The organism is Chryseobacterium sp. AC417 (genome assembly GCF_979258215.1).
Window position 1 is genome coordinate 3,163,559 of sequence record NZ_OZ409845.1, and the last position, 23,387, is coordinate 3,186,945.

At 34.5% G+C, this 23,387-nt stretch carries 20 protein-coding genes; 9 read left to right on the forward strand and 11 right to left on the reverse strand.

The window, feature by feature from the left end; all coding sequences use genetic code 11:
• Nucleotides 1–23: 23 nt before the first annotated feature.
• The 5 genes from ACZZ9T_RS15065 to ACZZ9T_RS15085 all read right to left on the reverse strand — a co-directional run bounded on the left by ACZZ9T_RS15065 (nt 24) and on the right by ACZZ9T_RS15085 (nt 5,033).
• Nucleotides 24–1,031: a vWA domain-containing protein gene (locus tag ACZZ9T_RS15065; RefSeq protein WP_463442766.1), complete on the reverse strand. Its 1,008-nt coding sequence runs from the start codon at nt 1,029–1,031 to the stop codon at nt 24–26.
• The gene (locus ACZZ9T_RS15070; RefSeq protein WP_463442767.1) at nt 1,031–2,023 is read right to left on the reverse strand and encodes a vWA domain-containing protein; all 993 of its coding nucleotides are present in this window, start codon (nt 2,021–2,023) and stop codon (nt 1,031–1,033) included. Before ACZZ9T_RS15070 ends, ACZZ9T_RS15065 begins: the two co-directional genes overlap by 1 nt.
• Nucleotides 2,016–2,912: a BatD family protein gene (locus ACZZ9T_RS15075; RefSeq protein ID WP_463442768.1), complete on the reverse strand. Its 897-nt coding sequence runs from the start codon at nt 2,910–2,912 to the stop codon at nt 2,016–2,018. The genes ACZZ9T_RS15070 and ACZZ9T_RS15075 overlap by 8 nt, the downstream gene beginning before the upstream one ends.
• A 78-nt stretch (nt 2,913–2,990) precedes the next feature.
• On the reverse strand, nt 2,991–3,854 hold the full coding sequence (locus ACZZ9T_RS15080) for a DUF58 domain-containing protein (RefSeq protein ID WP_463442769.1): 864 nt from the start codon (nt 3,852–3,854) through the stop codon (nt 2,991–2,993).
• 174 nt (nt 3,855–4,028) lie between these two features.
• Entirely contained in the window at nt 4,029–5,033 is a 1,005-nt protein-coding gene (locus ACZZ9T_RS15085; protein ID WP_463442770.1) for an AAA family ATPase, read from the reverse strand.
• Between the two features lie 251 nt (nt 5,034–5,284).
• Between ACZZ9T_RS15085 and ACZZ9T_RS15090 the strand changes: the two genes are divergently transcribed.
• The 6 genes from ACZZ9T_RS15090 to ACZZ9T_RS15115 all read left to right on the forward strand — a co-directional run bounded on the left by ACZZ9T_RS15090 (nt 5,285) and on the right by ACZZ9T_RS15115 (nt 11,952).
• Nucleotides 5,285–5,755, forward strand: a complete 471-nt coding sequence (locus ACZZ9T_RS15090) for a DinB family protein (RefSeq protein ID WP_463433591.1) — start codon at nt 5,285–5,287, stop codon at nt 5,753–5,755.
• Nucleotides 5,756–5,815: 60 nt separating this feature from the next.
• On the forward strand, nt 5,816–6,616 hold the full coding sequence (rlmB, locus tag ACZZ9T_RS15095; protein ID WP_463433593.1) for a 23S rRNA (guanosine(2251)-2'-O)-methyltransferase RlmB: 801 nt from the start codon (nt 5,816–5,818) through the stop codon (nt 6,614–6,616).
• A gap of 17 nt (nt 6,617–6,633) precedes the next feature.
• A complete protein-coding gene (locus ACZZ9T_RS15100; RefSeq protein ID WP_463442771.1) occupies nt 6,634–7,680 on the forward strand; it encodes a DUF6263 family protein in 1,047 nt (348 codons plus the stop codon).
• A gap of 84 nt (nt 7,681–7,764) precedes the next feature.
• On the forward strand, nt 7,765–7,995 hold the full coding sequence (locus ACZZ9T_RS15105) for a hypothetical protein (protein ID WP_463433597.1): 231 nt from the start codon (nt 7,765–7,767) through the stop codon (nt 7,993–7,995).
• Nucleotides 7,996–8,055: 60 nt separating this feature from the next.
• Complete coding sequence (locus tag ACZZ9T_RS15110; protein ID WP_463442772.1) at nt 8,056–10,599, forward strand: YfhO family protein; 2,544 nt, start codon at nt 8,056–8,058, stop codon at nt 10,597–10,599.
• A gap of 54 nt (nt 10,600–10,653) precedes the next feature.
• Nucleotides 10,654–11,952, forward strand: a complete 1,299-nt coding sequence (locus ACZZ9T_RS15115; protein WP_463442773.1) for a glycosyltransferase family 4 protein — start codon at nt 10,654–10,656, stop codon at nt 11,950–11,952.
• On the opposite strand, the gene ACZZ9T_RS15120 is transcribed toward ACZZ9T_RS15115, so the two are convergent.
• Nucleotides 11,953–12,591 (reverse strand): hypothetical protein, encoded by a 639-nt coding sequence (locus ACZZ9T_RS15120; protein ID WP_463442774.1) that lies wholly within the window; start codon nt 12,589–12,591, stop codon nt 11,953–11,955. It lies immediately after the preceding gene.
• 63 nt (nt 12,592–12,654) lie between these two features.
• Here ACZZ9T_RS15120 and ACZZ9T_RS15125 point away from each other — a divergent pair, with 63 nt between their 5' ends.
• Nucleotides 12,655–13,623 (forward strand): YpdA family putative bacillithiol disulfide reductase, encoded by a 969-nt coding sequence (locus ACZZ9T_RS15125; protein ID WP_463442775.1) that lies wholly within the window; start codon nt 12,655–12,657, stop codon nt 13,621–13,623.
• A gap of 39 nt (nt 13,624–13,662) precedes the next feature.
• Nucleotides 13,663–14,664: a S41 family peptidase gene (locus tag ACZZ9T_RS15130; RefSeq protein ID WP_463442776.1), complete on the forward strand. Its 1,002-nt coding sequence runs from the start codon at nt 13,663–13,665 to the stop codon at nt 14,662–14,664.
• Here the strand turns inward: ACZZ9T_RS15130 and ACZZ9T_RS15135 are convergent.
• From ACZZ9T_RS15135 to ACZZ9T_RS15145, 3 genes are all read right to left on the reverse strand, one after another.
• The gene (locus tag ACZZ9T_RS15135) at nt 14,661–16,691 is read right to left on the reverse strand and encodes a TonB-dependent receptor (RefSeq protein ID WP_463442777.1); all 2,031 of its coding nucleotides are present in this window, start codon (nt 16,689–16,691) and stop codon (nt 14,661–14,663) included. The two genes, ACZZ9T_RS15130 and ACZZ9T_RS15135, sit on opposite strands and share 4 nt — an antisense overlap.
• Nucleotides 16,692–16,805: 114 nt before the next feature.
• Nucleotides 16,806–18,029 (reverse strand): MFS transporter, encoded by a 1,224-nt coding sequence (locus ACZZ9T_RS15140; protein ID WP_463443010.1) that lies wholly within the window; start codon nt 18,027–18,029, stop codon nt 16,806–16,808.
• 87 nt (nt 18,030–18,116) lie between these two features.
• Entirely contained in the window at nt 18,117–19,790 is a 1,674-nt protein-coding gene (locus ACZZ9T_RS15145; protein ID WP_463442778.1) for a glutamine--tRNA ligase/YqeY domain fusion protein, read from the reverse strand.
• Nucleotides 19,791–19,937: 147 nt separating this feature from the next.
• Between ACZZ9T_RS15145 and ACZZ9T_RS15150 the strand changes: the two genes are divergently transcribed.
• Nucleotides 19,938–21,065, forward strand: coding sequence for an alpha/beta hydrolase (locus ACZZ9T_RS15150; RefSeq protein WP_463442779.1), 1,128 nt, complete (start codon nt 19,938–19,940; stop codon nt 21,063–21,065).
• 213 nt (nt 21,066–21,278) lie between these two features.
• On the opposite strand, the gene ACZZ9T_RS15155 is transcribed toward ACZZ9T_RS15150, so the two are convergent.
• Nucleotides 21,279–22,286 (reverse strand): o-succinylbenzoate synthase, encoded by a 1,008-nt coding sequence (locus tag ACZZ9T_RS15155; protein WP_463442780.1) that lies wholly within the window; start codon nt 22,284–22,286, stop codon nt 21,279–21,281.
• Nucleotides 22,287–23,303, reverse strand: coding sequence for a class 1 fructose-bisphosphatase (gene fbp, locus ACZZ9T_RS15160; RefSeq protein ID WP_066674943.1), 1,017 nt, complete (start codon nt 23,301–23,303; stop codon nt 22,287–22,289).
• Nucleotides 23,304–23,387: the final 84 nt, after the last annotated feature.

Consider the following 23,387-nt stretch of genomic DNA (forward strand, 5'->3'; position numbering starts at 1 on the left):
AATAAGATTTTAACAAAAGCAAATTAAATATTGAAATCTCTTTTGGGATTAAACAGAAAAATAATCACAAAGAAAAATATAGAAATTGCCAAAAAATACTGATAATAATGATTGGCATTTTGAGATTTAACCAAAGTCGCAGTGGAAGAAGTTTTTTTATTTAAAGCTTCAAGAATTCTCTGTGGAGCTTCATCAATATTATTTCCGTCAATATATGTTCCTCCGGTTGACTCTGCCATTTTTTGAAGTGCTTCGATCTGTCTTTTAGAAATCACCGTTTGCCCGTTCATATCACTTTTATAACCCATCAACTGCCCGAATTCATAATCCGGAACGGGTGCTCCTTCATCAGAGCCAATTCCGACTGACGTTACAACAATTCCTTCTCTGTTGGCAAGTTTTATGGCAGCATTATCGTTTCCCTCATTATCTTCACCATCACTTAATAAAACTATTTTTCTTGAACTTTTATTGATATCTTTAAATTTATCAACAGCGGTTTCCATTGCTTTCAAAAAATCGGTTCCCTGAATTTTAATGGAATTGGTTTCAATGCCGCCTATGTACGTTTCTGCAGAATTATAATCAGTTGTCAACGGCATAATTGAAGTTGCCTGACCCGCAAAAATAATAATTCCCACTTTATCATTTTTTAGTTTCTGCATGGTCTGGATCATCAGATTTTTACCTTCCGTCAAACGGTTTGGCGAAATATCTTCTGCATTCATCGAGTTAGAAACATCCAACATGAAAATAACATTATTAAACTTTTTATTGGTCGTCACCTCTTCAGAACCACTCAGCAAATCAATGATTGAAAAAATCAAAAACAAAGTTGCTAAAAAATAAAGGGTCGGAAAAACTTTAATAAATCCCGATTTCTTTTCAAATAAAGCTTCGTGAAAACGATTATCTGCAAAAATTTCTCTCTTATTTTTTTTCCACCTTAAATATCTGACCAGAAAAAAAGATAAAAGAGGCAAGAGCAACAGCAATAATAAGTACCAATAATTTCCTAAATACAATTCCATCAGCTTAAAAATTTATATAATACCCATCTCAATAACGCATCAAAAAACAACATCCCCAAAGCTATCCAAAGGAAAATTTTGAAATATTCCTCATAATTATACAGCTTTGAAACTTTCACATCAGATTTTTCAAGCTGGTTAATTTCACTGTAAACCTCTTCCAGACTACTGTTTGAGGTAGCACGAAAATATTTCCCACCTGTATCCTGTGCAATTTCTCTTAAAACCGGTTCATCGATCTGTACCTGAGTTTCAGTAAAAACCAAATCTCCGAAAATATCAACTTCGGTTGGCATAAGAGCAATACCATTTGTTCCCACACCGATTGAATACACTTTAATATCATTACTTCTCGCCAGTTCTGCAGCGATCTGTGGCGGAATTGCATTCTCAACATTACTTACACCATCTGTCATCAAAATAATGATTTTACTCTTTGCTTTGCTGGTTCGAAGATGGTTTACTGCGACAGAAAGTCCCTCTCCAATGGCAGTTCCGGGATAAAGTTCTGTTGTATTGAGATTTTTAAGTTCATCAATGACAACCTGATGATCAGACGTTACGGGAACTTTCGTAAAAGCTTCCGAAGCATAAGTAACAACTCCAATTCGGTCATTCGGACGTTTTTCAACGAACTGAATGGCTATTTCTTTCAATGCTGTGAGTCGATCCGGCGAAAGATCTTTTGACAACATACTCAATGAAACATCTATCGCAAACATGATATCAACGCCTTTTGTTTCGTCCCGATCCTGAGAAATAGTAAACGTTCTAGGTCTTGCCATTGCTATGAAAAGACATGAGAGAATAATATATTTTGAAATTTTAAGTAAGAACAAAACAGGCAGGATTCCACTGCTCTCATTCATATTCTGAACGGTGGGAACTTTTATTCCTTTCAGTTTTTTTCTGCTAATGTCTCTGATCAATAACGGAATAAACAAAATAAAAAGAAATAAAAACCACGGACTGTAGAACTCGAAATTAAACATCTTTTCTCAGGTTTTCAAATTCTATATCCTTTGATGATCTTTTCACAAAGTCTCTGATTTCGCTAAAATCTTTTTCCATCATCTGCTGATCCGGGAAAGTTTTGGCAAATTTTACCAAATCACCTCTAAAAAAAACATCTTCCACAATTTTCTCGTTATCCTGAGAAATGGTGTTGTTGTTTTTCATCAGCTGAACCAAATCATCGGTCAACAAAACATCCGCAGGAATTTTATATTGTTTTGCAATGAATTTTCTTGAAATATCGATTAATTCCACATAAAATGAGCGGTAATTTCCTTCTTCAATGTATTTTTTCTTTTTTAATGAATCCAATTCTTTCAAAGTCTGATTGGTTGCGACAACCGGAGAATCTTTAGATTTTCTCCCATATTTAATAAACATAATGATTGCAATAATTAATGCAATTACCGCCAATGCCGCCAAAATATACCATTTGTAAAGCTCCCAATAATCTGTGACATCTAACTTAACATCTTTATTGCTCATGATGTCGTTAATCGGGTCACCTTTTTGAGCAGTGTTTATCACCTCAATTTCGTAAGGAATCGTTTTTAAAATCTTATCTCCTACTTTGAATTCTAGTTCGGGAATGGTGTAAGTTCCTTCTTCATACACAGAAAATTCAATATTTCTCTGGTAAGAATTGGGTTGAATTCCTATACTGTCTTTAATTTCTTCAAAATGAAAAGGAAGCAATTTGTCTTTTGGTGCAGCGGTAATTTCCTGATTATTTAGATTATCAATCTTTACAGTGAAGCGATTGACTTCTCCAAGAGCCAGAGTTTTCTTTTCAAGATTCGAGGAAAGTATCTGTGAAAAAGCATTTGCACAGATTAAAAATGATAAGAGTAATATTAATTTTTTCAACTTTAAATAATAAATTTTGGCTAAAGCCTTTTTACATTCTTACTACAAAGCGGACAAAAGTCCGCTCCTATTGCATACTTATTTCTTCTGAAAATAATGATACAATAATTTTGAATAATCATCGCCGGTACTGATATTCATAAAGCTTGCCGAACTGTTGGCAAAATCTTCTTCCAGGGTTTTTATTTTTTGTTTCTGAGCTTCAGCAAAGGTATATCTCCATCTTGCGTTTGATGTATTGACCCAAATTTCTTTTCCGGTTTCGACATCATTTAAAAGGGTGTAACCAACATCCGGAATTTCATTGTCTTTTTCGTCAAAAATTCTCATTCCTAAAAGTTGGTGTTTTTTTGAAGCGACACGAAGCATTTTAGAATCATAAGCATCTCCGAAATCTGAAAGTAAAAATACGAGCGATTTTCGCTTAAAAATTCCCATCATGTATTCAAAAGCTTTATCAATTTTAGAAACCGCAGGAATGTAATCTGCCGTTAAAATATTACTGATGATTGACAAAATATGCTTCCTTCCTTTTTGAGGCGGAATGACTTTATACACTTTATCTGCAAATAAGATCAACCCTACTTTATCATTATTTCCGGCTGCAGAAAACCCCAGACTTGCAGCAATTTCTGCAACGTATTCTCTTTTTAACTGATTTTTTGTTCCGTAATCCATTGAAGCAGAAATGTCAACCAAAATCATCATCGTCAGTTCACGCTCCTCTTCCATCACTTTCACAAACGGCTCACGGAAACGTGCGGTCTTATTCCAGTCTATTCTACGGATTTCATCACCAAATTGATAAGGACGAACTTCAGAAAACGTCATACCCTGTCCTTTAAAAGCGCTGTGATATTGTCCCATCAGAGAAGCTTCCGTCTTCTTTCGAGTACGGATTTCTATTTGCTTTACTTTTTTTATGATGTCTTTTATCTGCACCTAATCTTTGTTTTTACCTTTATCTTCTGTTATACTCACTAAAGTGTATTTATCATAAGCCATGATATCAAAAACTTTTGATGCTCCAGTTAATAACCATTTTTTTATAAATGAGTTTTTCATTCATGTAAAGATAAAATTCACTATTCTTTGTTACTTTTTTAAAAATTGACATTACGGTGCCTGTATCTTAGCTAAAATCCTATTCACAATTTCTTCAGAAGTAATCTCTTCAGCTTCTGCTTCGAAAGTCAACCCTATTCTGTGTCTTAAGACATCTTTTGCCAATTCTTTTACATCTTCAGGAATTACAAATGCTCTTCCTCTCAAAAATGCATATGCTCGTGAAGCAATTGCCAAGTTAATCGAAGCTCTTGGTGAAGCTCCAAAACTAATATAATTTTTCAGTTCAGAAAGACCGTATTTTTCTGGAAAACGGGTTGCAAAAACCATATCAAGAATATACTTTTCAATTTTTTCGTCCAGATAAATCTGGTTAACAATTGATTTTGCCTCTACTATATTGTGTAAAGAAATAACAGGCTTCACTTCTGGTTGGTGCGAAGTAGAAACCATTCTCATTACTTTTCTTTCGTCTTCAAATTCAGGATAATCAATCTTACATTTCAACATAAAACGGTCGCTTTGAGCTTCTGGTAAAAGATAAGTTCCTTCCTGATCGATCGGATTTTGAGTTGCCAAAACTAAAAATGGCTTCGGTAATGGCATTGTCTCGTCACCAATGGTCACCTGCTTTTCCTGCATCACTTCAAGAAGAGCCGACTGTACTTTTGCAGGAGCTCTGTTAATTTCATCTGCAAGCACGAAATTGGCGAAGACCGGACCTCTTTTTATAGAAAAATCGTTTTCTTTAATATTATAAATCATCGTCCCGACAACATCTGCAGGGAGTAGATCGGGAGTAAACTGTATTCTGGAAAAATCACCATGTACCGCTTCTGCCAAGGTTTTTATCGCCAATGTTTTTGCCAGCCCGGGAACACCTTCCAGTAAAACGTGACCATTACCTAAAAGCCCAACCAAAAGTCGGTCGATCATGTATTCTTGTCCGATGATTACTTTATTGATTTCCTGCCTCAAAAGTGAAAAGAAATAATTCTGTTCTCTTACTTTTTCTGTGAGTTGACGAATGTCTTCTGCTTGATATGAATCTGACATAGTTTAAATTAAAATAATTGGTAAATTTCTGATAAATATTTGCACTAATCCAACACAATGAATGCCATTATTGAGTTAAAATTTGTTAAATATTCAAGAGGTGATAACAAATTCGGAATTGTTTAAATCATAAATTAGATTTGCTATAATTATAAAATCATAAAAAATACATAAATTTTCCTCTAAACCCATCCTCAAAAATTGTCATTTACAGTTTATTAAACTATTTTTGGAGATTAAATTTTCGCAAAATGAATTATCATTTTCAAGCTCACAGACAGGTCAGGAAAAACCTTTTGGATATCTTGCAGGAAACTTCTCACGAAGACCTTATATTAATTCCAGATGGTTTTAATAATAATCTGTACTGGAATATTGCACATACCGTTGCTACACAGCAGCTTCTGCATTATTACCTCAGCGGAAATCCGTTCAGAATTGATAAATACTGGATCGAAACATACAAAAAAGGTACAATGCCCAATCTGAATGTACAGAAGTCTGAAGTGGAAGATCTGGAATTTCTTTTAACTGAAACTTCAAAGATTTTGATGAAAGATTATGACAGCGATTTTTTTGCTGACTATACACCTTACACCACAAGTTTCGGGATGGATCTGAAAAGTATTCAGGATGCAATTATTTTTAACAACATCCACGAAAGTTTGCATTACGGATATGCAATGGCATTGAAAAGAGCAATTGTAGGAGAAAAGTTTTAAAAGAGCCCTGCAAAAAGTTTTGAACAACTAAGTTTATTCATTAAAATATAATATAAAATTTTGGAAGATTTTCAACATAAAAACTCAAAACCTGAATTCAGAAATTCAGAACCGAATAAAAAAGACGATTTTATTTTTGGGCTTCGTCCCGTATTAGAAGCTATTGAAGCTGGGAAAACCATTGACAAAATATTTGTACAAAATGCTTTGCAGGGAGAAATTTTCGCAGAACTGAAAGCTGTTTTAGCAAAATATAAAATACGTCCCAATTACGTTCCGGTTGAAAAACTAAACCGTTTCACAAGAAAAAACCATCAAGGTGTGGTGGCGTTTATTTCCGATGTGCCTTTCCACAAAATAGAAAATATCATTCCGGAATTATTTGAAGAAGGAAAAGTACCATTTATACTCATTTTAGACAGATTAACTGATGTCAGAAACTTCGGCGCCATCTGCAGAACAGCAGAATGTGTAGGAATTCATGCGGTAGTCATTCCGGAAAAAGGTGGAGCACCCATTAATTCTGATGCGATAAAAACTTCTGCAGGAGCAATGTATAATATCAAAATTTGCAAAGAAAACAATTTGGCTCATGTTGTAGATTATCTACAGCAAAGCGGAATTTCTGTTTTTTCGGCAACAGAAAAAGCACAAAAGCTTATTTACGATGTTAATTTTACAGAACCTTGCGCAATCGTGATGGGAAATGAAGAAACCGGTATTTCAAAAGAAGTTCTTCATCATTCGGACGAAAAAATCAAACTTCCGATAGAAGGAAAAACTCAGTCACTTAACGTTTCTGTAGCTTGTGGAGCAATTCTTTACGAGGCGATGAGACAAAAACTAGTGAAAATTAATTAATCAAACTTTAAAATTCAATGAAAAATATAGCAGCAATAGCGTTGATCTCTTTAGCAATTATTTCTTGTAAAAAAGAAACCGCAACGATCACAAAAATTGACCCTAAAACCGGGAAAACAATTACCGTGGAAGTTCCGGCAGATTCTGTTTCTGAAGTAAAAGAAAACCCGGCAATCAAAGATTCTTTGGGGGTTTTTACACAAACATTTAAGCTTGAAAAAGGAAAAACATATCCTTTAACAACGTACCAGAGAGATGTAAAAACAATGACCGATCCACAGGGAAAAACATTGAACGGAACAAGCGAATCTACGGACGAAATGAGCTTTACCGTAAATGATGTGAAAAATGGAGTTTATGACATCACCATTAATCTGATTGGAAAAAGAAATTCTCAAAGTGCAGATGGAAAAACCATTGTTGTAGATACTAAACAGGCAATTCCTAAAGAAGATAATCTGAAAATGATCTGGAATGTAAACCGTGCTTTGACCGGTAACAAACTGAATATGAAAATGGACAGCAAAGGAAATGTACTTTCTATTACAGGTTTTGATGCGATCTACACAAAAATTTCAAATGCACTGGGAACGCTTATAAAAGATGCCAACCAAAAAGCAAGTGCCGTCGCAGGTCTGAAACAAAGCTTTAACGAAAAAGTTTTAAAAGATCAGTTTGCAAAAAACCTAACAATTTTCCCTAAAAAAGGTGTGAAAATCGGTGAAAAATGGACAACAAGCGAAAGTGCTGACGAAAGCGGTAAGTTTAAAGTTGTTTCTAACTATGTACTGAAAAGTGTAGGAAACGGAACTGCTGAAATTTCTATAACAGGAGGAATTCCTAAAAAAGAAGAGAAAAAATCTCAAGGCGAAATGACGCATACCATGAGCAGCGAACTGGCTCAAAACGGTACCATCAAATTTGACCAAAATACAGGCTGGATTACCAATCAGAATATCACCGTGAAAACGACTCAGGTTGAAACAATTTCAGATGGAAAGCAGTCACAGTCGATGAAGAGTGTTTCGAATTCTTCTGTAATGGTGAATCCTGCAGCGAAATAAGTTTGAGAGTTTAAGAATTCGATTTTTAGGTTTGAAACAGAAAATCTTGAATATTAAACATTGAATATTAAATAATTTATTATTATGAAATTCCTTTTTGAGTTAATACTCGGTACTATTATTATTTTTTTTGTGTGGAATATTTTAAAAAGAATTTTCTTCAAATCTTTTTACAAGTACACCGGTTTTAAACCTAATAATAATCCGCAGCAAGACATAAAAAACTCAGACAAGAATATTGAAAAAAAAGTAAAATGGGACGCAGAAACTGTGGACTATGAAGAAGTGAAAGATAAAAATAACGTGAAACATTAAATTTCAATTTAATATTCTTCAACTGATACTTCTTAATTTTAATATCTACTTATAACTAAAATGGCGAAAAATAAAAACCTGATTTATATTGCAATTTCCATCGTTGCATTCTTAGTTTTAGCATTTTTATACTCCACTCCTGTATTTACCGGGAAGCAGCTTTTCCAGCATGATATCGTTCAGTATCGAGGCGGTGCAAAAGAACTTATTGACTACAGAGACAGTTACGACAAAGAAACGTATTGGAGTGATTCGATGTTTGGAGGGATGCCCACTTATCAGATGGGAAGCCGTTTTGAAGGTGATATTATTAAAAAATTAGACAGTTATCTCAATATTCTTCCAAGACCTGTCAATTATCTCTTCTTATTATTTTCAGGATTTTTTCTTTTAGGAATGGTCGCTGTAAGAAATTGGAAATACGCACTTTTGGGAGCCACATTTTTTGGTCTTTCAACCTATTTCTACATCATTATTGCAGCCGGACACAACGGAAAAGTGAACACGATTGAATATTTTGCTCCACTTTTAGCCGGGATTTTATTGGTTTATATCCGAAAAAAATATGTTTGGGGCTTTATCGTCACTACCCTTTTCTTCGGATTACAGGTCGCTGCCAATCATCCTCAAATGACATACTATCTGTTTCTGGGATTAGGCTTTTTGTTTTTATCTGAATTGATCAGAGCCATTCAAAAGAAAACTCCGATGAAACATTTCCTGATTTCATCAGGAATTATTGCCGGAGCTTTAGCTATTGGAGTTGGGATGAACTCTCAGCGAATCATGGCAAATTCTGAATACATCAAAGAAACCGTAAGAGGAAAACAGATTTTAAATACAGAAAATCACACCGCAGGAAATTCTGGTATGGATAAAGAAAGTATCCTCATGTGGAGCTACGGCAAACTTGAAACTTTAAACCTTTTCATCCCAAGATTAATGGGAGGTGGAAGTCAGGAGCCTGAAGGAAAAGAAATGATGGAACAGGTACAGCAACTTGTACAGGATAACGTTACTTCACAGGCTGAGTATGACAGAATTTCTAAAGGATTTGGCAGTATTACTTATTGGGGCGACCAGCCGGGAACTTCCGGACCTGCTTATCAGGGAGCCATTGTATGTTTCTTAGCGCTTTTAGGATTCTTTTTTGCCTGGAAAAAATACCGTTACTGGATTCTCGGAGCCACGATACTGACCATTTTGTTAGCCTGGGGAAGCAACTTCATGCCGCTTTCAGATTTCTTTATCGATTATGTTCCTTTTTACAGTAAGTTCAGAGCACCATCTTCTATTTTGGTTGTGGTGGAGTTATTATTCCCATTAATTGCCATTATCGGATTGTACAGATTTTATACTGATTCAACTTTAGAAGAAGATTATAAAAAGAAAATTCTGACCTATGTAAGTGGCGGAGTGTTAGGTTTAACATTATTATTTATTCTTTTTGGAAAATCTTTGTTAGGATTCCACACGGAAAACGAAAAAACCTATTTACCACCTTTTTTATTAGATTATTTATCAGAAGAAAGATTCAAATTATTCAGAATTGATGCCATCAAAGCATTGCTTTATGTCGGAATCACGGCAGCGGTTTTGTTCTTTAGCCTAAAACAAAAAATCAATCAAAATATTGCATTAATTATCATTGGTGCTGTAAGTTTATTTGATTTGTGGACGGTTAACAAACGTTATCTGAATGACGAAAATTATGTTGATAAAATCTTTGCCGAAAATCCTTTCCAGACAGAAGGTTCAGATTATTTAGCCGAAAAAGTGGGCGACAATCCTAATTTACAATCCATTTTAGCAAGCATTCCGGTAAATAAAACTTTGGAAACGATTGCTGAAAAAGACAAAAAACATTACAGAGTTTACAATCAGGTTTTGGGTGTGACAAGTGAGACCAATACATCGTATTTTAAATCGTCAATCGGTGGATATCATGCAGTGAGATTGAGACGTTATGATGATTTACTGAACGAATACATTTCAAATGCAGACAGCGTAAAAACACCTAGAATCCTCAATTTACTGAATACAAAATACATGGTTTTCGGAAATCCTCAAGAACCGCAGGTCGTTCCTAATCCTAATGCGAATGGAAATGCATGGTTTGTGAGTGATCTGAAATTTGTGAATACTCCGGATGAAGAAATCAAATCGCTTGGAAACATTGATTCTAAGAAAACAGCGGTTATCAATGCTTCTGATAAAGCATATTTCAATAACAAACAGGTTCAGGCAGATTCTACAGCTTCAATCAATTTAACGAAATATGAAGCCAACGAACTGGAATTCCAATCTCAATCAAAAACTCCGCAATTAGCAGTCTTTTCAGAAATTTATTATCCTCATGGCTGGAAAATGTTTGTTGACGAAAAAGAAGTTCCGTACATCAAAGCAGATTACTTATTGCGTGCTGTACACATTCCTGCCGGAAAACATACGATCAGAATGGTTTTTGAACCCGAAGTTATTGCCACAGGAAAATGGATTTCTTTATTATGTTTCGGATTGTTTATCGTATTGAGTGGTTTGGGAATTTATTTTATTTACCGCAAAAGAGACAAACAAGAAATTTTGGTTGAAGAAAAAATTTAGCATTCTGTCATTCTGAACGTAACGAAGGGAAGAATGATGACTTTTGAGATTAAAATGGAATCAAAAAAAATCCTTATCATCACCTATTACTGGCCACCTGCAGGTGGACCTGGAGTTCAGCGATGGTTGAAATTTGCAAAATACTTACCGGAATTTGGCTGGAAACCTATCATTTTCACTCCTGAAAATCCGAGTTATCCTTTGATTGATGAAAGCTTAATGAAAGACGTTCCTGAAGATTTAGAAATCATCAAAACTAAAATCTGGGAGCCTTATCAATTGGCTGAAAAACTCAATAAAAGCAATAAAAAATTCAAGGCCGGACAGTTTGATGTAGGAAATAACCAAAGCTGGAAATCAAAACTATCAATTTGGGTTCGTGGAAATTTTTTCATTCCTGACGCAAGAGTTTTTTGGGTAAATCCTTCCGTAAAATTTTTAGAAAAATATTTAAAGGAAAATAAAATAGATGTCGTTGTTACATCTGGGCCTCCGCATTCAATGCATTTGATCGGCTTAAACTTAAAAAAACAATTCCCGAATCTCAAATGGATTGCAGATTTTCGTGATCCCTGGACTGAGATTTCTTACTACAAACATTTAAAGCTAACCAATAAATCCGACAAAAAACACCGTCATTTGGAAAGTGAAGTTTTCAAAAACGCAGATATTACATTAGCAACAAGCTATACCGATGCGGAAAATTTCAGAAACAACGGAGCCAACGCAGTTTGTATTACCAATGGTTTTGATGAGTCTGACTCTTCAAAAACCCTCAAACTCTCAAACTCTCAAACCCAACAAGATAAATTCACATTGAGCTATATCGGCGTTCTGGAGCAACTCAGAAATCCTGAAAACCTTTGGAAAGCACTTGATCATTTAGTGAAAAACAATGCAGATTTCGCTGATAATTTCAGATTGAAATTTGTTGGAAGAATTGATGATAAAATTTTGGAGTCGATAGAAAATTCAAGTCTGAAAAATCATATTGATCATCTTGGTTATCTTTCGCATGACAAGGCAATTGATGAGATGACAAATTCTTCCATGCTGCTGATTACCAACTTCCCGAATGAATCTTCGAAAGGAATTATTCCCGGGAAAATATTTGAATATTTAGCGACAGGGAAACAGATAATTTCTTTCGGTCCAGACGAAGCTGATGTTTCAAAAATTTTAGATGGAACAAAAGCCGGGAAGCATTTCGGTTATCAAGATTCTGAATCTATTATAGATTTTATTCTGGAGAAATTTGAGCTTTGGAAAAATGACAATCTTTTGGAAAACACCGGCAATATTACAAAGTTTTCGAGAAGAAATCTTACAAAACAATTGGCTGAAATATTATAATTAAATTGTCCACTGATCGTTGATGACAGCCACCAAATAGTATTTTCCTTCAAACTGTTCGAATACAAAACGGAGCGTTTTCCAGTCCATTTCACCATATTGTTCTGTACCTTTTACAAAGTTTTCCGTAAAATTTGTATTCGGATATATTTTTTTCAAATTATTGAGCGAATTTCCACCGCCCTGAAATTCATTTAGAGAAAAATTTGATTTGGTGAAATCTTTTACAAAAACCCAGTTATTCAAATATTCGTTGAGCGTTGCTTTATACAAGTCTCCCGAACCGTCTTTTGTTCCCCAGGTAAAAATAGTTTTTGTAGGCTGGTATTTCTCAAAATCTTTCTTTGAAAATTGCTTATCGCCTTTAGGATCAACAAAAGCATACATCGAAAATCTTACTCCTTTTCCAGGATGAATGAAATCTGCAAATGTTTTGTAATCTTTATTTTTCAAAGCCAGAAGAATTTCGTCATTCATTATTCTTAAATCTTCTTTGTTATCGGCTGAATTTTCAGAAATTTTTTTTTCGGAAACTGCATTATTAATCACAGAATCGTTTTTCACAGGTTCTGATTGAAGTTCATTTTTTTTACAGCCAAAAGAAATTACCAATATAATTGAAAGAAAAATTTTCTTCATCTTTAAAAGAATTAGATTAAAAATGACCAAAACTGATGCCATAAAATTGACTAAATTTGTTGTATGGAAATTCTGGATATTCTTATCATCGGAGCCGGACCAATTGGTTTAAACTGCGCTCTCGAAGCAAAGAAAAACAACCTCACGTATGTAATCATCGAAAAGGGAACGATTGTCAATTCGCTATACCATTATCCTTTGTACATGAAGTTTTTCTCGACTGCGGAAAAACTCGAAATAAATGAAATTCCGTTTATTTCTACCGCTCCAAAACCCGGGAGACAGGAAGCTTTGGAATATTACCAAGGAGTTGCAAGACAGAAAAACCTGAATATCAACCTATATGAAAAGGTTTTACAAGTTGTTAAAAATAAAGATCTTTTTGAAATTGAAACCTCAAAAGCAAAATATCAGTCGAAAAACGTCATTATCTCTACAGGTTTCTACGACATCCCGAATCTGATGAATATTCCCGGAGAAAATTTAGAAAAAATAAGACATTATTACACAGAACCTTATCCCTATGCAAGACAGAAAATTGTAGTTGTAGGTTCGAGTAATTCTTCTGTTGATGCCGCTCTGGAAACATACCGAAAAGGTGCAGATGTTACGATGATTATCCGTCATTCTGGGATTTCTGAAAATGTAAAATATTGGGTAAAACCAGATATCGAAAACAGAATTGCTGAAGGAAGCATAAAAGCTCATTTTAAATCTGAATTGATAGAAATTAAAGAAAACTCCGTTATTTTTAAAGATGAAAATGGTGAAATTCAGGAAATTGAAAATGATTTTGTTTTGGCGATGACCGGATATCTTCCAGATTTTGATTTTCTTAAAAATTCAGGAATTGATCTTCAGGGAGAATGTTTAAATCCCGTTTACAATGCGGAAACTATGGAAACTAACATTCCGAATTTGTATTTGGCAGGCGTAGTTTGCGGAGGAAAAGACACACATCTTTGGTTTATTGAGAACTCCAGAATTCATGCGGAGATGATTGTTGGAAATATTCTTTTAAAGCAGAAATAGACTGATAAATATCTTACATTTGACCATTCCATTATTCACATGAAAAAACTCATCCTCTTCACATTCATAGCTACCTTATATTCTGTTCATACTTTTGCTCAGTCAGACAGCATTCAAAATTATGTTACTGAGGCATTGAATATTATGAAAAACAAATCTGTCAATAAGTCTAAACTCAAATGGGACGATATATTTAATAAAACATTAACAGATGCTTCCAAAGCTAAAACTATTAAAGAAACCTATCCAAGCATCAAAAATGCTTTAGGCTCTTTAAATGATTCTCACTCCAATTTTTATCCAGAAGAAATGGTAAGAGCGTACACTTTGGGGTATAAAGCAACCGGGCAAGAATTTCCGGTTATCAAAAGCGAATTGCTGGAAAACCAATACGCTTACATCAGTTTGCCAGATATTGGCTCGTTCAATAAAGGCGATTGGAATTTATATATCAACACTTTTTACGAAAAAGTAAATGACTTACAAAAGCATAACCCGAGAGGATGGATTATTGATTTGCGAGGAAATTTCGGGGGAATGCTTTATCCGATGTATGCTGCAATTTCTCCTTTTCTGGATAGTAAAAATGTGGTGGGCACAAAAGATGCTGAGGGAGCAATCGAATACTACAACTATAAAAACGGTAAATTTTATGAAGGTTCAACTGCAACCCAACTATTTCAACTGACACAAAAAGAGCCAAAAGCCGTAAAAAAACCTATTGCTATCTTGGTTAATAAAGTTACCGGAAGTTCTGCAGAATTTGTCACTGCAGCATTTGTAGGTCAAAAAAATATAAAAATTATCGGCACAAACACTCAGGGTTTAACATCAGGAAATCAGGAATACAAATTATCGGACGGTTCTTTTCTTGTGCTTACCATCGGGAACATTGTTGACAGAACGGGAAAGGAATATGCTATAATTGGTGAAGGAATTTTTCCTGATATCAAAATCGAAAAATCAACTGACGAAACTAAAACCAATGAAGTTTATTTGAAAAAAACATTCGAATTTATTAATGGTAAAAAGGAAGATTAAAAATCAAACTTTGCGCCCAAAACAAAATTACGTTTTGCAGCAGGATTGTAATAACGGTTTCCGAAAGCGTTGATGTCAAAGCCTAAAACGTAATCGGTATTGTATACATTCTGTATTTGTAAAAATACATTTAATCTTGTTTTATCAATATCAAAAGGATATCTGAACTGAATATTCCCGATCAAATTAGAATCTGACCAAACTGTATTTGCATCATTCAAAGGCATTTTTGCAGTGTAAAAATGAGAATAATCAACGGCGAGTTTATTGAAGAAAGTAAAATTCAACAAACTGTTAATTGTAGTTTTTGGAACTCCAGTTACATCATTTTCTGAGAAATCAGTTGCTCCCTGCTGATAATTTTGAAATTTAAATTCGTAAAAACTTCCCGAAAATCTGAACTTAAAATTGCTTAGAAAATCATTTTTTAGATTGAAAATTTTAGACTCTAAAAGAACTTCTATACCTTTTTGAACAGTTGCACCTGAATTCACAAAAAATTCCTGTCCGCGCTCATTTTGTCTTCTGACAATGGCATCTTTCATTCTAAAATCGAAATAACTGGCTTCGGCAAATAGTAAATTTCCAAACTGTTTTCTTAATCCTATCTCTTTATTCCAACCATATTCGGGAACAAGATTTAAATTAAATTCCTGGTTTGATGAACGAATTTCTTCATTGGTAGGAGCAGAATTTCCTTTACCAATTTTCCCTCTGACTGAAAAACCTTTTCCTATAAGATAAGTGACTCCAAAGTTTGGAAGCAACTGATCTTTAAATTTTGTTTTCCCGTTTTGAGAAGTCGGAAAAAGTCTTTCCCACTCGTAAGAATTAGAATTTAAACTTAAGGAAATATCTGAAAACAGTTTTTCGTTGAAATTCAGTTTTTGAGAAAGAAAATAAAATCCTGAATTATTTTTAAGCTCATCAAAATTCTGAGGCTTTCCTTCAACTCCTTTATTGTTATCAAAATTTTTAATGAAAATATGATTGGTTCCGCCTTCAAAACCGAACCTCCATTCTGCGGAAACATTTTCCCAGTCTTGTTGATAATTCAGATGAGTTCTTAATGCAAAATTGCTTTCAAAACGGTTTTCAAAATTGGTGATAAAAGGATTTTCGAAATCAACGTAAGAACCCTGAACTAAAACAAAATGCGAAAGATTTGGAATGATTGTAAACTCATGTGAAACTCCTGCTAAAATCATTTTGTTACGAATTCCTGCATCCTGTTCTTTTGCGCCGGGAAGAGTTGCTGTTTTTGGCCTGGCCTGCTGTCTATTGAGCTGCATTTGCTCTAAAGTTAACCCTCCCGGAGTCTGATAGTCTATGTCAGAAAGTAGAAGCATGGCTTTCAGTTCAGCATTTTTTGAATATTGAAAATTATCTTTTATGAAAATCTGTTTTCTTTCAACTGCAGATTGTTCACGGTAAGAATCGGTTCGGTAATAATTCTGGAAAACCTGAAAAAAATGCTTTCCGGATTGCTTTGAGAAATTTAAGCTTTCATTAAAAGTTCCATAACTTCCGACAGAAAGATTACCAGAAATCTTTTCTGAATTTTCCGTCTGCAATAAAACTGTTCCACCTGTTGCAGCTCCAAAATCTCCGCTTTCAGAACCTTTGAAAATTTCCATTCTGTTGATGAGTTCGGGAGAAATTAGATTAAAATAAGTATTTCCCGAAGCGTCAGAAAGAATAAAATCATCCAGATATACTTTTACATTTCGGACTCCGAATGGTGATCGTAATGAGCTTCCACGAACAGCAATTCTATAGCTTCCCGGTGAACGCTCTTCCATTCTTGCACCTGCAATCTGATTGATAGATTCCAGCAGTCTTTCCGGTGGATTCTGATTCAGTAAATTTTCAGAAACCACAGAAACTGATTTTGTTGAAGTGATAAAGGAGGTGGGTTTTTTATAGGCATCAATTTGTACTTCGGAAATTAAAGTAGCCGAATCTTTTTTCTGAGAAAACACTAATGAGCCGCAAAAAGTAAGCGCTAAAAAATAAAATTTGGTCATAAAACATTTTGTACCCTTGCATTAGCAAATATTATACAGTTCTTGTATATTCATATTAATTTCTAAGTTTTAATTTAAAACATAAAAAGCTACAGAATATCTGCAGCTTTATGATTAAACATTTTTATCTTTCAACATCCAGGGAACAATAAAATAAAAACCAGTCGCAATTATGGTTGCCAGAATTCCGGTTCCTATCCACAAAGTATTAAAACCGAATTTCTCAGCGATTAAAGTTCCTAAATAAGGCGTGATGATAAATGCTATTGAAAAGGAAATTCCATTCAAACCCATGTAGGCTCCTTTATTATTTTTTCCAGAACGCAATGCTGTAATGGTCGACATGAAAGGTAATGCCCAGATTTCACCGGCAGACAAGAGACTCATTGAAATGACTAGAGTCATAATGCTGTGATCGAAACCGAGCATTGTATAAGAAATTCCGCAAATAAATGTTCCTAAAAACATTGTGCGAGCCAAAGAAAAATACTTTTCTGCTATTTGCACCAATCCCATTTCTAGCAGCACAACCAAAAATCCGCTGTATCCTAAAATATATCCGATATTTTGTTGGCTTAAATGTGCCGTATCTTTATAAAATATCGTTAATGTACTGAATAACTGAAAAAAACAGATTGAAAACAACATACAGAATATGCAGTAAATCAAAAATTTACCATCTTGGTAAGGCGAATTTTCTTTTTTAATTTCGATTACCTCTTTTACTTTTTTAGCTTTTATTTTTGCTAATTTATTTCTTGTTGAAAAAAACCAGATGTATAACAAACCCGCCAACAAAGCACCTAAAGCATTGCTGTAAAACAAAAATTTATAAGAAATTGCAGACAAAATTCCCCCTAAAGCCGGACCGATTGAAAATCCTAAATTCACCGCCATTCGGTTGAGTGAAAATGCTCTGGTAATATTTTCGGGTTTTGCATATTTAGTTATCGCCACAGAATTCGCCGGACGAAATGAATCGCTTACGATGCTTTGCAGTAAAATAATGAATGCAACTCCGGCTTCCGTTTTAAAAAGTGGAATTAAACAAAACAATGGTACGCTCAATAATAAACTGAGATACTGAACTTTGTATTCTCCTATTCTATCAGTTATGAATCCGCCCAACCAGGAACCGATGACAGAACCGATTCCGAAAAAGCTTAAGACAATCCCTGTATTTTCTATACTGAATTTCAGATGTGCAGTCATGTAAACTCCCAAAAACGGAAGTACCATTGAGCCGGAACGGTTGATGAGCATTACCAATGCCAACATCCAGCTTTCTTTAGACAGTCCTTTGTAGGAACTTGTATATATTCGTATGAGTTTCACGATTTTTCTTTTAATTAATAAATTTTAAACATAAAAAACAGGGCTTAAAAAATTAAGCCCTGTTTCATTTATAATGATATAAATAAATTTTTACTCCGGCTTATAAGAGTCTTTTAAAGTCACCGTTCTGTTGAATACAAAATTTGTATCCGTAGAATCCTGATCTTTTGTAAAATATCCAATTCTTTGGAATTGAAGCGGTTCTCCCACTGCAACGTCCTTCAAACTCGGCTCAGCAAATCCCTGAACGGTAGAAACAGAATTTGGATTGATAAAATTTAAAAAATCTACATCTTTCTCAGCATCAGGCTGTTCTACAGTAAATAAATTATCATAAATTCTGACATCAACAGGAATAGCATGTGATGCAGAAACCCAATGAAGTGTTCCTTTTACTTTTCTCAAACTTTCTTCTGTACCGCTTCCTGACTTAGATTTTTCGTCATATGAAGCATAGATGGTTGTGATTTCTCCGTTTTCATCCTTTTCCACTCTTTCAGCTTTGATGATGTAAGCAGATTTTAAACGGACTTCACCACCCAATTTTAATCTGAAGAATTTCTTATTGGCTTCTTCCTGAAAATCTTCGCGTTCGATATATAATTCTCTTGAGAACGGAACTTCTCTCGTTCCGGCATTTTCCTGCTCAGGATTGTTCTCAGTCTCTAACCATTCTTCTTGTCCTTCAGGATAATTTTCAATGACCAATTTTACCGGATCAACGACTGCCATGACACGTTTTGCAACTTTATTCAAATCTTCACGCACGCAGAAATCCAATAACTGAATAGAGATTAAATTTTCCCTTTTAGCAACACCTACTTTCTCAATAAAGTTCTTGATAGAAGTTGGTGTATACCCTTTTCTTCTCATTCCGGAAATCGTAGGCATTCTAGGATCATCCCAACCGTTGACTACATTTTCAGCGACCAGCCTCTGTAGTTTTCTTTTGGAAGTAATCATATAAGAGACATTCATCCTTGCGAATTCTCTTTGCTTGTTTTTAACCTTACCCTCTTGATACACCTGGTCTAAATACCAATTGTAAAGCGGTCTGTGGTTTTCAAACTCCAAAGAACACAATGAATGCGAAATTTGTTCGATATAATCAGATTCACCATGCGCCCAATCGTACATCGGATAAATTTTCCAATCTGTACCGGTTCTGTGGTGTGGCTTGTTTAAAATCCTGTACATTACGGGATCACGCATATTCATATTCGGCGAAACCATATCGATTTTTGCACGAAGAGACATTGAACCACTTTCAAACTCACCGTTTTTCATTTTTTCGAATAACTCTAAAGATTCTTCCACAGGACGGTTTCTGAAAGGAGATTCCACTCCAGGTTCTGCCGGATTTTTTCTTTGCTCGGTAATCGTTTGTGATGGCTGCTCGTCTACATAAGCTTTCCCTTCTTTAATCAACTGAACTGCCCAATCGTAAAGTTGCTGGAAGTAATCAGATGCATACAACATTTTATCCCACTTAAAACCCAGCCATTCAACATCTTTCATGATAGAATCTACAAACTCCTGCTCTTCTTTTTCAGGATTTGTATCGTCGAAACGAAGGTTTACGGGAGCATTGTATTTTTCGCCCAAACCAAAGTTGATGCAGATCGCTTTTGTATGACCTACATGCAGATAACCATTGGGTTCCGGCGGAAAACGAAAACGGATCTGATCTTTTCTCATACCGTTTGCCAAATCATCTTCTATAATTTGCTCAATAAAATTGAGTGATTTTTTTTCTTCTTCCATTAGAGTAAAACTTACGCTGCTGCATGATGTATACAGCAATTGGCAAATTTATGAAAATTTAAGGTTTAAAAAAAGTGATATTTTTAATACAGAATTCATACAAATTAGAAAATTTATACCGAACTTTATTCGATCAAACTACTAATCATGGCTGTCTTTATTCTAAGCAACCGCAAAATCGTACGTCATAAGGGAGAAAACATAGATTCTTTTTCCAATGACGAATACTCAATCCCAAATTTCAGGATTGCAAAATGTAATTTTGACAATTTCACAGAACTTACTGCCCAATCAAAAAAGAAAAAAGACGACTCCAATAGAAAAATTTTAGACTATCAATTATTTTCTGAACCTGAAAAACAAGGGTATGAAGAAGTTTTGGAGGTTTTGCTGAATGAGAAAGGTTTGAAAAATTCAAGTTTAACCGCAAATAATCTTGGCGGAACTCAAAGAATGTTTTATGAACTATACAAAAATATGTCTTCTAAAAAACATAGAAGCGATGTTTTGATTTTTATACATGGTTATGCATACACTTTTGATGATGAACTGAAGGCTATTCTTGATTTAAAAAAATTATTTATTGATAATAAAAAATCTCCTGTTGAACATATTTTGTTTGTAAGCTGGCCGGCTTCCAGCAGTCTTATGCCCATGACATACTTTGACGATAAAGCCGCAAGCATCAATTCGGGGACCTCATTGGTGAGGTTGTTTTATTTTTACACTCAGTTTTTAAAAGATATTTTTTCACACAAAGATTTAGCACCTTGTCATCAGCATATTCATCTGATGGCTCATTCGCTGGGAAACCGTGTGCTTCAAAGTATGTTATACAGTCTGAAAAAAGAAAATATTCTGAGAGTAATTGATCAGGTTTTACTGTTAAATGCAGACGTTTCTTATAAGGTTTTTGATGATACTGAAGATTCTTTTAATAAACTTCCTTTACTGGCGAACAGAGTTTCGATTTATTTAAACAGAAAAGATGCAATATTAGGGATTTCCCAATTCACCAAAAATATTCTTACGCCAAGGTTAGGAAAAAACGGGCCTTCCAGTATTGAGAATTTTAAAGACATTGTTTCTATCGTTGACTGTACTTTTATTGAAAATGATCTCAAAAATTCCTTCAAATTTGAGTTTGGAAATCATTGGGATTATCTCTCAAGTTCGCAGGCGCAGAATGATATTTTTCAGACATTAAATGGTGTTGACAAAAATCTCATTACCAACAGAATTAAAAATAATGACTATACTTTCACAATTGATTAACAGCAGTTTAAAAATAAAAAATTAAACTTAATATAAAATGGTACAAAATTTGTACAGGCTTCAAAGACTTAATTCAATCCATAAAAATTATTACAATGAAAAAAGTTAAAAGAACGTTTTCTGATATCTTAGAATATATCAAGAGAGCAATGTTTATCAAAGATGTGATTTAGTCACAGGTATACACAAAAACTATTTATTATTGATCAAAAATTACTTTATCTTAAAAAACAATCGGTCACCTTTTAATTCTAAATCACTTTCAAAATTATTGGTGAAAAGACCTCCTGTTCCCAAACCCTGAGGCATAAGATTGTTTTTTTCATATGTATACTGAGAAATCGCATTCAACCCTATATTACTTTCTAACGCAGAAGTTATCCACCACTTTATATTTTTTTGCCCAGCTAGAGATATCCACTCATCAGAACCTGAAAAACCGCCTACTAAAGAAGGTTTCAAAATAATATACTGAGGGTTTATCGTTTCTAAAAGTTTTTGCTTTTCATTTAATTCAACGATGCCGATTAACTCTTCATCTAAAGCGATGGCAGTTGGTGTTGCAGCACACAATTCTGCCATATCATTCCAGTTTCCGGCTTTTATAGGCTGCTCAATGGAGTGGATATTTAATTCAGCCAATTGCCTTAAAACAATTTTAGCTTCTGCCGTTGAAAATCCGCCGTTGGCATCAACACGCAGTTCTAATTTTTCTTTTGAAAATTTTAATCTTAATTTTTCGAGAATCTCATGTTCAGTTTTCCAGTCGACCCCGATTTTTAATTTAATACAATGAAAACCCTGTTCAAGCTTGTCCTGAATCTGTTCCTCCATGAAATTAATATCACCCATCCAAATCAATCCATTAATCAGGATTGAGCTTTTACCTTCTGTAAACGCACCCGGGAAATATAATTTTCCGCCGTGTTTCAGATTTAAAACAGCTTGCTCATATCCAAACCAAATAGAAGGAAATTCTTTTAATTCTTGTTTTAAAAATTCAAAATCACAATTGATATTTTCACAAAGCCATTGTAATTTTTCTTCATAATCAGCTCGGTCATCATAACTCAACCCTCTGAATAGTGAACACTCTCCTATTCCTTTTTTTCCACCATCGGAAATTTCAAGAATAAATGTTTCCTTTTCATGCAAAACGCCGCGAGATGTTCCACTCGGGCGTTTGAATTTTAATAAATATCTAAAATATTCTGCTGTCATTTATTTTACGCTGTCAATTCGCATAAATTCTTCGGCTTTTTCTACCATATCCACACTTCCTGCGAAGAAAGGTATTCTTTGGTGCAGCTCGGTAGGCTCAACTTCCATGATTCTTCTGAAACCGTCTGTTGCCTTTCCGCCAGCTTGTTCTGCCAAAAATGCCATCGGATTACATTCATATAATAATCTCAATTTACCGTTGGGTGACTGACCGTAAGATGGATAAATATAAATTCCGCCTTTCAGCATATTTCTATGAAAATCAGCAACTAACGAACCAATATATCTTGAAGTATAAGGACGGTCGCCCTCTTCCATCTGGCAATATTTCAGGTAATTTTTAACTCCCTGAGGAAATTTGATATAATTTCCTTCATTAATTGAATAAATTTTACCTGTTCTTGGGAAAGTCATGTTAGGATGAGACAGATAATAAGTTCCCAGAGAAGGATCTAAGGTAAATCCGTTTACACCGTTTCCTGTTGTGTAGACGATCATCGTAGACGAACCGTAGATTACATATCCTGCAGCGATTTGGTTGATTCCTTTTTGCAGGAAATCTTCTAATTGCACTGGTGTTCCCGGCTCTGTAACTCTCCTGTAGATTGAGAAAATAGTTCCTACAGAAACATTTACATCAATGTTGGAGGATCCGTCTAAAGGATCGATCAATACTACATATTTACTTAAATGACCGTTTTCACCACATTTGATGTCAATAAAATCGTCATTTTCTTCTGAAGCAATACCGCAGACAACTTCTCTCTGAGAAAGTGCAGTAATAAAAATATCATTAGCAATCACATCAAGCTTTTGCTGCTCTTCACCCTGAATATTCTGATTACCTGCTGCACCTGTAATATCTACAATACCGGCTTTGTTAACCTCTCTGTTTACGACTTTGGATGCCAATCTTATCGCACTTAGAAGACGTGAAAATTCCCCAGTGGAATACTGAAAATCTTCCTGTTTATCAATTAAAAATTCTCCTAAGGTCTGTAATGGTTGATCTGACATTTTACAATTTTTACTTTACCGCCAAATTTCGTAAAATTTATGATAACATAAAGAATTTTCTTTTACAAATGTTTATTATTTGAT

Coding starts and splice junctions, on each gene's coding strand:
- fbp (WP_066674943.1), bottom strand. CDS start 23,303: ATGTCAGATCAACCATTACAGACCTTAGGAGAATTTTTAATTGATAAA.
- ACZZ9T_RS15070 (WP_463442767.1), bottom strand. CDS start 2,023: ATGTTTAATTTCGAGTTCTACAGTCCGTGGTTTTTATTTCTTTTTATT.
- ACZZ9T_RS15105 (WP_463433597.1), top strand. CDS start 7,765: ATGAAATTCCTTTTTGAGTTAATACTCGGTACTATTATTATTTTTTTT.
- ACZZ9T_RS15110 (WP_463442772.1), top strand. CDS start 8,056: ATGGCGAAAAATAAAAACCTGATTTATATTGCAATTTCCATCGTTGCA.
- ACZZ9T_RS15145 (WP_463442778.1), bottom strand. CDS start 19,790: ATGGAAGAAGAAAAAAAATCACTCAATTTTATTGAGCAAATTATAGAA.
- ACZZ9T_RS15085 (WP_463442770.1), bottom strand. CDS start 5,033: ATGTCAGATTCATATCAAGCAGAAGACATTCGTCAACTCACAGAAAAA.
- ACZZ9T_RS15100 (WP_463442771.1), top strand. CDS start 6,634: ATGAAAAATATAGCAGCAATAGCGTTGATCTCTTTAGCAATTATTTCT.
- ACZZ9T_RS15135 (WP_463442777.1), bottom strand. CDS start 16,691: ATGACCAAATTTTATTTTTTAGCGCTTACTTTTTGCGGCTCATTAGTG.
- ACZZ9T_RS15065 (WP_463442766.1), bottom strand. CDS start 1,031: ATGGAATTGTATTTAGGAAATTATTGGTACTTATTATTGCTGTTGCTC.
- ACZZ9T_RS15155 (WP_463442780.1), bottom strand. CDS start 22,286: ATGACAGCAGAATATTTTAGATATTTATTAAAATTCAAACGCCCGAGT.
- ACZZ9T_RS15090 (WP_463433591.1), top strand. CDS start 5,285: ATGAATTATCATTTTCAAGCTCACAGACAGGTCAGGAAAAACCTTTTG.
- ACZZ9T_RS15150 (WP_463442779.1), top strand. CDS start 19,938: ATGGCTGTCTTTATTCTAAGCAACCGCAAAATCGTACGTCATAAGGGA.
- ACZZ9T_RS15125 (WP_463442775.1), top strand. CDS start 12,655: ATGGAAATTCTGGATATTCTTATCATCGGAGCCGGACCAATTGGTTTA.
- ACZZ9T_RS15130 (WP_463442776.1), top strand. CDS start 13,663: ATGAAAAAACTCATCCTCTTCACATTCATAGCTACCTTATATTCTGTT.
- ACZZ9T_RS15115 (WP_463442773.1), top strand. CDS start 10,654: ATGGAATCAAAAAAAATCCTTATCATCACCTATTACTGGCCACCTGCA.
- ACZZ9T_RS15120 (WP_463442774.1), bottom strand. CDS start 12,591: ATGAAGAAAATTTTTCTTTCAATTATATTGGTAATTTCTTTTGGCTGT.